Origin of the sequence: Aquabacterium sp., from assembly GCF_050725395.1 — a bacterium.
Classification (GTDB): domain Bacteria; phylum Pseudomonadota; class Gammaproteobacteria; order Burkholderiales; family Burkholderiaceae_C; genus Aquabacterium.
The window spans coordinates 1-12,045 of the sequence record NZ_JBOHHL010000065.1; the positions used below are offsets into that span (position 1 = coordinate 1).

General features: G+C 63.8%; 11 protein-coding genes. 3 read left to right on the top strand and 8 right to left on the bottom strand.

Features of this window, described 5'->3' with window-relative positions; translation table 11 throughout:
* The coding region (locus ACREB4_RS20655) for a DUF1800 family protein (protein ID WP_431590123.1) at positions 1-1,004 on the bottom strand (1,004 nt) is incomplete at its 3' end.
* 157 nt (positions 1,005-1,161) lie between these two features.
* Between ACREB4_RS20655 and ACREB4_RS20660 the strand changes: the two genes are divergently transcribed.
* The 3 genes from ACREB4_RS20660 (at position 1,162) to ACREB4_RS20670 (ending at position 4,711) form a co-directional block, all read left to right on the top strand.
* Positions 1,162-2,352, top strand: a complete 1,191-nt coding sequence (locus ACREB4_RS20660; protein WP_431590124.1) for a glycosyltransferase family 4 protein — start codon at positions 1,162-1,164, stop codon at positions 2,350-2,352.
* A 181-nt stretch (positions 2,353-2,533) separates the two neighbouring features.
* The gene (locus ACREB4_RS20665) at positions 2,534-3,778 is read left to right on the top strand and encodes a glycosyltransferase WbuB (RefSeq protein ID WP_431590125.1); all 1,245 of its coding nucleotides are present in this window, start codon (positions 2,534-2,536) and stop codon (positions 3,776-3,778) included.
* Between the two features lie 42 nt (positions 3,779-3,820).
* Complete coding sequence (locus ACREB4_RS20670) at positions 3,821-4,711, top strand: PEP-CTERM sorting domain-containing protein (protein ID WP_431590126.1); 891 nt, start codon at positions 3,821-3,823, stop codon at positions 4,709-4,711.
* Between the two features lie 4 nt (positions 4,712-4,715).
* On the opposite strand, the gene ACREB4_RS20675 is transcribed toward ACREB4_RS20670, so the two are convergent.
* The 7 genes from ACREB4_RS20675 to ACREB4_RS20705 form a co-directional block, all read right to left on the bottom strand.
* The gene (locus ACREB4_RS20675) at positions 4,716-5,381 is read right to left on the bottom strand and encodes a hypothetical protein (protein WP_431590127.1); all 666 of its coding nucleotides are present in this window, start codon (positions 5,379-5,381) and stop codon (positions 4,716-4,718) included.
* Entirely contained in the window at positions 5,368-7,044 is a 1,677-nt protein-coding gene (locus ACREB4_RS20680; protein WP_431590128.1) for a putative porin, read from the bottom strand. The genes ACREB4_RS20675 and ACREB4_RS20680 overlap by 14 nt, the downstream gene beginning before the upstream one ends.
* A gap of 13 nt (positions 7,045-7,057) precedes the next feature.
* Positions 7,058-7,720, bottom strand: a complete 663-nt coding sequence (locus ACREB4_RS20685) for a TonB C-terminal domain-containing protein (RefSeq protein ID WP_431590129.1) — start codon at positions 7,718-7,720, stop codon at positions 7,058-7,060.
* Between the two features lie 2 nt (positions 7,721-7,722).
* Complete coding sequence (locus tag ACREB4_RS20690) at positions 7,723-8,124, bottom strand: ExbD/TolR family protein (protein WP_431590130.1); 402 nt, start codon at positions 8,122-8,124, stop codon at positions 7,723-7,725.
* Between the two features lie 16 nt (positions 8,125-8,140).
* A complete protein-coding gene (locus ACREB4_RS20695) occupies positions 8,141-8,548 on the bottom strand; it encodes an ExbD/TolR family protein (protein WP_431590131.1) in 408 nt (135 codons plus the stop codon).
* Between the two features lie 11 nt (positions 8,549-8,559).
* Complete coding sequence (locus tag ACREB4_RS20700) at positions 8,560-10,215, bottom strand: DUF2341 domain-containing protein (RefSeq protein ID WP_431590132.1); 1,656 nt, start codon at positions 10,213-10,215, stop codon at positions 8,560-8,562.
* Positions 10,216-10,341: 126 nt separating this feature from the next.
* Positions 10,342-12,045, bottom strand: a 1,704-nt coding sequence (locus ACREB4_RS20705) for a filamentous haemagglutinin family protein (RefSeq protein WP_431590133.1), incomplete at its 5' end; no start/stop codon positions are given.

The following is a 12,045-nucleotide window of genomic DNA, read 5'->3' on the forward strand; positions in this document are numbered from 1 at the left end:
GCGCCCAGAAAGTTTTTCTCGGTGGTGGCGTGGTACAGGCCGAAGCCACGCATGTCCGCGAGGAATTGCTCGGGGGTGCTGGGGTTCGAAAAGAAACAGGCCGCGGTCAGCCCGGTCGAACAATTCAGGCCCCAACCCGTGAAAACCTTGGCCAGGTCGGAGACGTCGGCCGCGGTGTAGGTTTCCAGGGGCAGTTGCTTGGCATCGGTCTTGAGGCTGCCATCCAGGTTGAGCTGGTACAGGCCGATCGAGAACAGCTGCATGACCTCGCGCGCGAAGTTCTCGTCGGCCACACGCCCGGTGCTCGGGTCTTCTTTCTGATTCTGGAAGTACGACAGGTAGCAGCCCATGACCGGGTGCACGGCCACGGCCTCCAACAGGTCACGGTAGTTGCCAAAGGCCTGACGCCCCAGCATGTCCAGGTAGCCCGCGGCCCCCCGGCTGTAGGCGTTGCTGCCACAACTGTCCGCGGTCGAGACCACGAAAATCTCGGACAAGGCCAGGGCCAAGCGTTGCCTCAATTGGTCGGAGCCGGTCACCGCTTCGCGCCAGAAGCTGCTGGTCACCTCGTCGCTGCTGGCCCGTTGACCCGCGTCCACCTTCATGATGGCGGCGTTGGCCGCGTCCCACGCCATCACGTGCGAGGTCGCGGACAGGGGCGCTTTGAATTGTTCATCCAACCAGGCTTGGTAGCCCACCTGCATCAGGTGCTGAACTTCAGCCTGGGTGGGCCCAAACGTGGCCTGGGTCAGAAAGCGGGTGGCTTCCTGGCGGGTAGGTCGGTTGGCACCACCGGTCGCGCTGGCGCTCGCCGCGCCGGCCGAATGCGTTCCAAGCACGCTCACCGGCTCGGCCGTGGTCTGCGTGGGCCCGGGAGCGGCGCAGTCCTTGCAAACCTCGCCCCCACCGCCGCCACAAGCGACGATGGCCACGCTCGACAAGGCGAACCACAAGGCCACCGCCACCCCCCTTGTCCGCATCAACGTCCAGCATTCAGAACCCATGGCCACATCCACCCACCACATGCAAAACCAAAGCCGAATGATCGGGCTCCGTGGGTTTGTGTGTGCGGAGAAATGACACGCCTCGCCCGGGTATTACGCCTGCTTACGCGAGAGCGGCCGTAGTCATGGCGTCACATGCGCTGACCACAATGGGCTGATGAAGCTCGTTTTCTTTTGCCATCCGCCTTTCATGCGCTCGCAAAGCATGCCGCGCTTCGCCCGCATGATCGGCACGGCCATGCAGGCCAAGGGGCACGAGGTGGATTACTGGGCGCCACAGGCCCTCGTCCATGCCTTGTTCGCCCACACGCGGTTGGCCAAATGGGCCGGCTATGTTGACCAGTACCTGATCTTCCCCCTGCAAGTGCGTTGGCGCCTCATGAAGCAGGACCCAGGCACCCTGTATGTGCTGTGCGATCAGGCCTTGGGCCCCTGGGTTCCCTTGGTGAAGCATTTGCCTCACGTGGTCCACGCCCACGATTTGCTGGCCTTGCGATCGGCCCTGGGCCACATCCCGGAGAACCCCACCTCGGCCACTGGTCGGCTGTACCAGCGCTACATCCGCTGGGGTTTTCAGAAGGCCAGACATTTCATCTGCGTGTCACGCCGCACACAGGACGACTTGGTCGAGCACGGGCGCGTTCAAGCCGAGACCTCCCAAGTGGTCTACAACGGACTGAACCACCCTTACAAGCCACTGGCCCGCGTCCAGGCCATCCAGATGCTGGACCGGGCCGGCCTGACGGGCGGCGCGCGCGGCATGATCCTGCATGTCGGCGGTGGCCAGTGGTACAAGAACACCACCGGTGTCCTGCGCTTGTATGCGCGCTACGCCGCCCGCCACGCCAAGCCTTTGCCACTGTGGATGGTCAGTCCCCCCCCATCTTCGGCCGACACCCTGGCGGCGCTCGCCGAGGTGCCGCCCCAGGGCCGGGTCTTCTTCTACCAAGGCATCGACAACGCCGCGCTGGAGGCCGCCTACTCGATCGCAAGCGCCTTCCTGTTCCCCAGCCTGGCCGAAGGATTCGGCTGGCCCATCGTGGAAGCCCAGGCCTGTGGGTGCCCGGTCATCACCACCAACGATGCGCCCATGAACGAGATCGCCGGCCCTTTGGCCGCCTACCTGCCCTTGTTGCGGGCCGGGGATGACATGGGCGCGTGGGCCGACCATGGCGCGGACGTGCTCGAGGCCACGCTGGCGGCAGACCGCCTCGACCACCACGGCGAGCAACGCCAGCAACGCATGGCCTGGGCAGCGCAGTTCACCACGCACAAGGCCACCGAAAGCTACCTGGCCGTCTACGAGTCGGTGCTGGCGCGTGCATCACGGCAACAACTCACGGCCTGAACGCCATACGGCTCCCCCTGAGTTCATGAACATGACACCGCGCCTTGTCACCATTCGTGACACCAGCGCGGCTTGGGCACGGCGCTGAAGCAATCCCTCCCCTGAAATTGAGACGAGGCATGGTCCGTTCGGACCATGCCTGCTGGCTTGTCACGCCTGTGCGTCGGAAGAAAGAACATCCGTGAAGATCCTCATCTACAGCGCCAATTTCGCCCCCGAGCCCACCGGCATTGGCAAGTACTCCGGAGAGATGGCGGAATGGCTGGTGTCACAGGGACACGACGTGCGCGTGGTCGCCGCACCGCCCTACTACCCCGATTGGAAGATCGCCGAAGGCCATGCCTGGCCGCCTTACCAGCACGAAGTCTGGAAGGGAGCGCGCGTGTGGCGCGCACCCTTGTGGGTGCCATCCCGGCCCGGTGGGCTGAAGCGCATCCTTCACCTGCTGAGCTTCGCAGTCACCTCGCTGCCCGTGATGCTGCGCCAGGTGGGCTGGCGCCCCGACGTGGTCCTGACCGTGGCCCCCGCCTTTGTCTGCGCCCCCATGGGCTGGTTGACGGCGCGACTCTCTGGTGCCCAGGCCTGGCTGCACGTGCAGGACTTCGAGATCGACGTGGCCTTCAAGATGGGCCTCATGGAAGGCCGCTGGCCCCGCCAGGCCTTGTTGTGGGTGGAACGGCGCATGCTGCGGCGCTTCGACGTGGTCTCTTCCATCTCGCGCCGCATGGTGGACCGGCTCCGGAACAAGGGGGTGGACCACGATTGCATCCGGCACTTCCCCAACTGGGTCGACGTCGACAAGGTCCGGCCGCTGGCGCATGTGAGCGCCTACCGCGCCGAACTGGGCATCGCACACAACGCCACGGTGGTGCTGTTCTCGGGCACGCTGAATGGCAAGCAGGGTTTGATGATGATCCCGGAAGCCGCCCGCTTGCTGGGCAACCGCAGCGACATCGAGTTCGTGATCTGTGGCGACGGCGTGATGAAGCCCGAGCTGGAGGCCGCCTGCGCGAACCTGGACAATGTGCGCCTGTTGCCCCTGCAACCCTCTGAACGATTGGGTGAGCTGCTGGGCTTGGCGGACATCCACCTGCTGCCCCAGTGCCCCGAAGCCGAAGACCTGGTCCTGCCCTCCAAACTCTCGGGCATGCTGTCCAGCGGCCGGCCCGTGGTGGCCACTTGCCGTGAGGGCACGGAGATGGCCCACGTGGTGTCGCGTTGCGGCATCGTCGTTCCCCCCGACAACCACGCTGCCCTGGCCGGCGCCATCGAATCGCTGGCCAATCAACCGGCCATTCGCGTGGAACTCGGCCTGCTGGCTCGCCGCTTCGCAGAGGATCACTTGGCCCAGAAGTCAGTGCTCGGCCAATGGCTGCGTCACCTCGACGAATTGCTGGCCCCCCATCCCATCACCATCGATTCTTGAAAATCAGGGGACACCATGAGAATCAACGGACCACTCACTGCCATGGCATTGACCATCAGCGCGGCCTTCAGCGGACAGGCCCTGGCCGGCGCCAGCCCGACAGGCCAAGCCCACATGACGGTGCAGATCGCCGACAGTGCGGGCTACCACTGGAACCTCAACCTGTCGCCATACTCCAGCGTCGATGCCGGAACAGGCGATGTGGGTCTGGACCTCAGCAGCATCACCTCGCCGATCAGCGATGCCTCGGGCCAATGGAGCAAGGGCACCGCCCAAGTCTACGATTCGGACACTGAAAGCTTCGTCCAGGTTGAAGCCATTTCCTGGCACAGCTGGACCATGGCCAATGGCAACACGGGCACGGCCGCATCGAACCCTGACACACCCTGGCGCGCCAGCGTGACCTTCGCGGCCATGGGCAATGTCGACCCCGAGATGTCTTATGGCTTCATTGCCAAGAACAACACCAACACCACGCAGACCTACACGGTCAGCTATGGTGAAAGCATCGTCCCCGAGATCAACGGTGCCTACGCCTTGCACGCCGACATCTCGGGCAGCGTGACCAACCCGGCGGGCACGGGCAGCGTCAGCCTGTCGAACGTGCCTGGCTTTGGCAAGGTCCAGGCGGTCAGGCTTTCGGGCGATGGCGGGTTGACCTTCGTGAATGCTGGCGTGAACGTGGGCAATCCCTACGCTTCAGGCACCGTGGGCAGTCAGCCCTATGGCAACGACAGCGCCGACACCACCGGCATCGGCCACTACAACTACTGGGAGTTCGCCACGCAGTTCCAGCTGTCGGCCAAGGACACCGCCGTGTTGACCGGCTATGCCGAGATCAGCGCGGTGCCCGAGCCTGCGTCGTGGGTCTTGCCTGTGCTGGCACTGGCCGGCTTTGGCGCAGCACGCCTCAGGAAAAACAGCACTTCTTGAGCAGTCAGGGCTTGACGCGGGCCGCGTCAAGCTTGCCACGGTACTCGGCGGCCTGGTTCTCCAGCGTCACACGGGCCGTTTGGAAGAAGGGTTCCTTGGTGGCCATCACGGCACCAAGACCCTTGTTTTCATAGCGCTGGAGCAGCTCTTCGCCCAGCGTCACCAGGGTCGCGTTGTCCTGTCGGCAAACATCGTTTTGCTTGCGCAGGCTCTGATGGCTGGCCTGAAGGCTGCTCAGGGCCTGTTCACCCGAGTGGGCTCGGCCTTGCTGCGCGCTGGCTTCGGTTTTCGAAGCTTCCAATTGTTTTTGCAAGGCCCCGACCTGCTCGCTCAGCTGGTCCCGAGCTTGCTTGAGCGAGGCCACTTCCGCACTCAGACCATGGAGCTTGCGCGCCGAGGCGCCGGCCGAAGCCTTCTGGCTGCTGGCCTCCGACTGGACCGACTTCAAGGTTTGCTCCAGCGCGGCCTTCTCCTGAGAAGACTTGGACTGGGCTTCTTCCAGGGAAGCTTTCTCCTGCTGGACCTGGCGCATCTGCAACTTAAGGCGCTTGAGTTGCTCCTGCTCGCGGTCGCTTGACTGGGCCGAAGCGCTGGACACCGCACCGATCGCCCAGACCACCGCCGCCAGCCAGTGAAGCTTGCCCACCGGGCGGGTTTCAGAAGCGAACATTGAAATCCACCTGCAGGGAATTGACCTTGAACTGCGCATCCTTGAAGTCAGCCGTGTTGTTGATGGGCGAGTCGATGGTTCTGGAAGCCAGGTAGCGCAAGCCCAGGCTGGTGTTGCGGTACAGGCCATAGGTGAAAGCCAGTGCATAGCCTTGCACGTTGGTGCCGCCCAGGCCCATGTCGCTGTCCGTGAAGGCATCGAGCACCGCATCCGACCCCAAGTGACGGTAGGTGGTGGACACCTGCCATTGCCCGGCTTCGCGGACCTCGGCCGCGCCAAATGCCAGCCTGAACTGGTAACCCGTGTCGCTGCCGCCAGGGTCCAACGCCAAGCCGGAGCGTCGGCGGAAATCTCCGGCGTCGAATGCCGTGTTTTTCACGTATTCGGCGGACAGCAAGAGGCTGTAGGGACTGAAATGGGTGAGCTCCGCCGAGGCGGTCAAGGTCAGGGGCCTGAACTGGTAGGCCAGACCCCAGATGGGCGTCTCGGTGTCGGGAATGCTCGGGTTGGTCTCGAACAAGGTATTGCCCTTCTGGCGCAAACCCGACGAGTACTCGTACTGACCGTAGGTCAGGCCTGGCAAGACCTGCGCAGACAAGCCGTCGTAGCGGTAGTCATTGTCCTGATGGCCTTCCAGATTCTTGTAGCTGTAGTAGGCCAGCCCGAATTTCAACCTGGTGCGCGTGGCAGGACTCCAGGCAGCCCCGAGTTGCGCACCATACAGCCAACGCCCACCTCGCGCGGGAGGGGAGCTTTCGCGCAAGGGGAAGGCACCCAGCGTGGCGAAGGGCTCGAAGCCAGGTTGCTCCGGACGTGCCCAGCGCGCGGTGGCGGCCAGGCCTTCGAAGTTCAGGTTCTCGTTCCAGACCATGTCGGTGCTGAACCACGGATTGGGAAGCCGGCCAGCCTGAACGCTCAGCCAATCGACAGGATCGACCCTCACATAGGCCCGGTCCACCAACAATGGGTACTTGTTGAAATTCTGACCCAGCGTCTGGTTGGTGGAGACTCGGTCGGTGCCATTGCCCGTGGCCAAGCGCACGCCCACGCCCACTTCATCGGTCACCTTGGCGCTCAGGCCCAGCCTCAGGCGCAGGCGTTCACGGTCCCGGCTGTCCAGCGTGGAGCCCGTGGCCACCGGATTGCTGATGGAAGTGAACGACCCGAAATCCGCCGCACGCGTCGTACCCAAGTTGTCACCTTCACTTTGAAGGTAGTTCGAAGGTGGGGCATTGCCACTGCCAGGATGGTCAGTCTGGTAGCGGAAACGGAAATCGCCATCGATCTTGATGCGGTCCACCCAGGCAGGCACGGCATTGGGCACGCCCCAGCGCTCGGCGCGGGCCTGGGTCAACACTTCTTCCTTGACCTCGTTGCGGATCTGGGCCTTCATGGCGTCGGACACATAGGGCACGCGTTGCACCGGTTTGGCCGTGGCCGTGCCTGCCGGCACCGTCCCACTGGAGGACTGCGCTTGCTTGAGCATGCCATCGGCCACCTCGCGGGTCAGCACGCCCTTGTCGACCAACGCGTTGATCAAACCCAGTGTGGTCTGGCGCAAAGCTTCCAGAGATTCGCGTTCATCGGCGTGCGCCACCGTCGTGGCCAAGGCCAGACTCAAAGCCGTGAGGGTCGGCCACCATTTCTTGGTCAAGGTACTCATGTCAACTTCAGGTTCAACCGGTCATCCGGTTGGTGATGCGTAGGCGGATGGGCTGGGGAAGGTTGGAGGGCACGTCGCTCATGGCCGGCAACTGGGTGAACGCCTGTTTGAGCGCCTCGTCGGTCTTGTCGTCGCCCGAGGGCGAGGCCAGTTCGACGCGCAACTCTCCCGCCGGGGTCAACCACACGCGCACGTTCACCCGGTAGTCGCCCAACTTGATGCCGTTGTTGCGGGCCAGACTGGCCTGGATGTGGCGTTGCAGTTGCGACGCGAAGAGCGAAAACTGAAGGCGGTTGCCACCGCCATTGCCGGTGCCGATCTCGCCACCTTTGTATTCGCTGGACACCTGCCCCGAGGCGAAGGCACTCGGCCCGTCGCCAGCAGGGCCGTCCATCTTCAACTGCTGCGGCTCGGGGCTGGCCTGCTGCACCTTGGGCTGATCCTGCTGCGGTTGCGGCTTGGTTTCCTGTTTCTCGGGCTCAGGAGGCTTCTCGACCTTGGGTGGCGGCGGTGGCGGCGTGTCGGGCAGCACGGCGATCTTCACGGTCTGGCGCTTGGGCCCGCCCACGTTCTTCTTGAAGCCCGTGGCCGCCCAGTATCCGGCCCAGGACAGGAGCAACACGCCCACCAAAGCCGCGATCCACCGACCTGTGGATTTCTTGTCTGCCTGGCTCATGATCAGGTCCCGATGCGTGAAGTGACCAGGCCCATCGGCACCTCGATCCGATTGCACAGGTCGATGATGGCCACCACTTTCGCGTACTGGGCGCGGGCATCGCCCTTGATGGCCACGCTCATCTTCGGATCACGGGCTTTGGCCTGAACCAGCTGCGACTCCAGATCGACCAGGCTCACCGTGACGCCATTGATCATCAGACCACCGTCGGGCATGACCTGCACCACCTTCAACTCATGCTTCTCGGTGCTGGGCTTGTTGCTCGGTTTTGGCATGCTGACGTGCAGGCCCTGAACCGATGCGGTGGTCATCAGGATGAACACCACGAGGAGCACATAGGCCAGGTCCAGCATGGGGGTCACATTGATGGAGTCATAGGGCTTGGTCTGGTCTTGAACTTTCATGGCCAACACTCCTGATTCACTGCACGCGCTTGGTCGCCAGCCCGATTTCGGTGATGTCCAGGCGCTTGGCAATCTCCAGCACCTCCATCACCTTGTCGTACTGCGTGGCCGCGTCTGCCTTGAGCACCACCGGCAGATTGGGGTTGGCCGCTTTGTATTGGGCCAAAGTCGATTGGAGCTGGTCCATGCTCACCGGGTAGGCGTCCAGGTAGACCTGGCCATCGGCCGTGATGGTGATGCCCTTGGTTTGCGGCTTGGCCAGGTTGTTCGCGGCTTGCGTCAACGGTGCTTGCACCTTGATGCCCTGCACGGAGGCCGTGGTCATGATGATGAACACCACCAACAGCACATAGGCCAGGTCCAGCATCGGCGTGACGTTGATCTCGTCATACGGCTGGTTGCCTTCTTTGATGTCGGCGGACATGGCGATTCAGCTCAGCGAGCGCCGTGGATCTCAGCCACGCGGGTCACATACTCATCGATGAAGATCTGCATGTCCGAGGAGATGTTCTTGATGCGCGAGGCGAGGTAGTTGTAGCCGAACAGCGCCGGGATCGCGACCGCCAGACCGGCCACCGTGGCCAGCAATGCCGCGGCAATGCCGGGCGCGATGGCGTTGACGTTGACATCACCCGCAGCAGCGATGGCCGCGAAGGTGATCATCACGCCCACCACCGTCCCCAACAACCCGAGGAAAGGCCCCCCCGCGATGGCAATGGTGAGCAGCACGATGTTCGAGTTGAGATCCTGGCTTTCGCGCACGAGGTCGGCGTCGATGGCCGCCTTGACCGCATCGATGGAGGCGCCTGACAAAGGCTTGGACCCAACCTTGCCCACGTCTCGCTTCTTCAGCTCGTGCAGGCCGGCGGCGTACAAGCGCTGCAAGGACGAGTGTTCCAGGCCCTTGGCTTGAACGGCCATCACGTCACTCGCATCCCGGAACATTTTCAGGAACAGGCGGTTCTGCTTGTCGGCGCGCCCCACGTACACGGCCTTGACATACATCACCCAAACCGAGATCACGAACATCACGGCCAGGATGCCGATGACGACCCAGGCATCCACTGTCAGGTTGCCCACGAGGATGCCGAAGTAACCCGGCTCGCCGCCCTCTTCCTTGGCGCTGTCCTCGGTCTGCCCCACCGCAACCACGAGCTTGGCGTCCGCGCTTTGCGCCGCGTGGGCGAACCTGAGCCAGTCCGCGCTTCGAACCGTGGAAGCGACCTCGATCTGGTCCACCAGGCCGGTCAGGCCTTGACCCACCGTCAAAGGACCCTCGATGGCCGGCGCATCGGCGGGCAGGTCTGTCTGTGCAGCCTGTGCCCCGTTCACGTACAAGGTCAGCTTGCCAGCGCCCACGGTCACGGCCACGTGGGCCCAGGACGAGGCTGGAAGCTCGCCGCCGGATGCCTGGGCCTTGCCCAAGGCCGCTGACAATTTGCCGGTCCCCAGGTTCACCTGCAAGGGGCCTTGCCTCAGCACAGCACCGGTGGTCGTCTCGGGTTTCACCCAAAGGCTGACGCTGTAAGGCCCGATCGCGGGCGCCTTCAGCTTGTCGCTGGCAGGCAGGGTCAATGCCTTCTGCCCATCCAGGCGGGCGGCGGCACCGATCAGGCCCGTGGTCTCACGGAGCACCGGCTCGGCGGTCTTGATCACGCCCGTTGCGTCGGCCGCAGGGCCGTCTTTCTCAGCGAAGGTCAAGGCCGCAGCCATGGCGCCATCGAACAGCGCGGGTCCGGCACTGCCGGCCTCGGCCTTCTCATTGCCGGCATAGAGGTAGACCAGGTTCTTGTCGGTGCCCGGCGCCACGCTGGGCAGTTGAACCCAGACCACGGCCAGTTCATTGGCGCCGTCAAAACGCTCCACCCAGAACTTCAAAGGCGTTTTGTCGTCCGCGGACACCACGCGCAAATCGCTGCCATCGGGTTTGGCCGACAGGAAATCGAAGTTGCCCGAGTGCAAACGCAATGGCACCACCGTGCCTGACAGGGCTTCCTTGGTTTCAATGCCTTGGGACGTGGTGTTGAGCGTCACCCTGGTGCGGTGCTTGAAACCAGCATCCCACCACGCATGCGCAGAGGTGGACAACATGCCACCGCACAAAACGGCCAACAGCCACGATTTTTTAACAGCGTTCATGACACCCAACAAGACTCGGTACAGCCTTCCATTGTCGAAAGCTCATGTGTCGCGACTGTGAAAATTGGCATCCCACGCTCATCTCACGCAGTTCTTCTTTGGACAGTCCTTGGTCTCGTCGTCCTTGGCCTTGGAGGGCACGGGATCGCCCGCGCCCGGCGCGTTGTCTTGGTCACCCAAGCCCAGCAATTCCACGGTCAGCAAAGAGCCCCGCTCCTTGGCCTTGCCCCGAGAAGCGGCTTCGGCCGCCACGGCTTCGCCAGCGGCCGCCTCGGTGCCCAAACCACTGTTGACCGACAGGTTGACCGTCACCGTGGGTGGTGGTGCCTGGCCCTTGACCGGGCCTTGCACGTTGTCGGCGCCCAGCACCTTGCCCGGCAGGTTCACCGTGGGACCTTGGATGTAGGCATCCAGCGCCCGGACCTCGTGCGGCGGCGGCGCCAGCAAGCTCACCGCCCCTTCGGAACTGCCATCCTGGTTCTTGAGGATGCCGATGCCACTGCCCGTGGTGACGGCCGGTGACACGAAGGTGACCACACCGGTCAGAGGATCCTTCACAGCGACGGGTGGCGGCACGGTCACATCGGTGTTGGAACCGCGTCCCGCGTCGATGTCGCCCTGGCCGGTGTACACCAGCAGGTCACCCGAGCCCACCACAAAGGCCTTCTGGGAGTTGACCTGGAAATCACCACTCGACAGCGAGCGGATGCTGCCACCGGCGTAAGCCACCAGACCGCGCGTGGCCGCTTCCAGCTTGTCTTTCTCCGTGGAGGTGCTCAGCCCCACCAGCACTTGCCCACCTGGCGCGAACAGGTCGATGCCGCCATGCGTGCGGTCACCCTTGCCTTGCGTGTAGATTTTGCTGCCGGCCAGGTCGATGTCGCCCGAGAATTTGAAGCCGGCGCCCAGCCCGGCCAAATCGATGGCCCGGGCAATCTGATCCCAGACCACCTGACGGGCGGCTTCTCGCCTGGCATTCTCGGCAGCGTTGTCGGACAGCGCGATGCCGGATACCACGTCGCCCAGGCGCTGCACCTCCTTCATCACCACGTCGTCCTTGAACTGGCGGAAACGGATGGAGGTGTAGTCGGTGGCCTTCACACCGGCGGCCTTGGCCGCAGCGACCCACGCCTGTTGGTAAGGCGCTGGCACCCCAGCTTGGTCGGATTGGACATAGGTGGCCACGAAGCGGGGCGTGAAAACGTATTGGTCCGCGAAGCTGACCTGGTGGTCCATGCTCATGCCCCGGAAGTGGTCCAAGGCCTGCTCATAGCTCAGGTCGGAGACCTTGAGGGTCTTCTGCACGAAGGTGACCAGGTCGGCGCGCGTCGATTCGTCCGTCATGAACTGGCTGGCCAGCGCCTCCACGTCCACTTGCTTACGGGCACCGGCCATGACCCGGATGTGCGCGCCCTGTTCCGGCAGCGCCGCGTTCGACAGCTTGCCCGAGGTCTCGATGCCGCCGGACACCGAGAGGTCCAGATTGCGACCGGCTTCGACCTGCAATTCGCCCAGACCGCCGACCTGGATCAAGCCGTCCGTCCGCGAGGTCGCGGCCAGGCCAATGAAGTTACCCCCCGCCGAGATGCGCGTCACATCGCTGTCCCGGAAATGCTGCCCGGTGTAGGCCAGGTCTTTGATGTCGCCACCGGCACTGATGTCAGCCGCCTTGGGGATGCTGAGGCCATTGCCACCCGATACCACCAGATCTTGGCCCGCGTGCACCCAAGCCGCCTGGCTGTCGTCCTGGTGCAGCGTGCTGGCGTGGTTGACCGTGTTGAG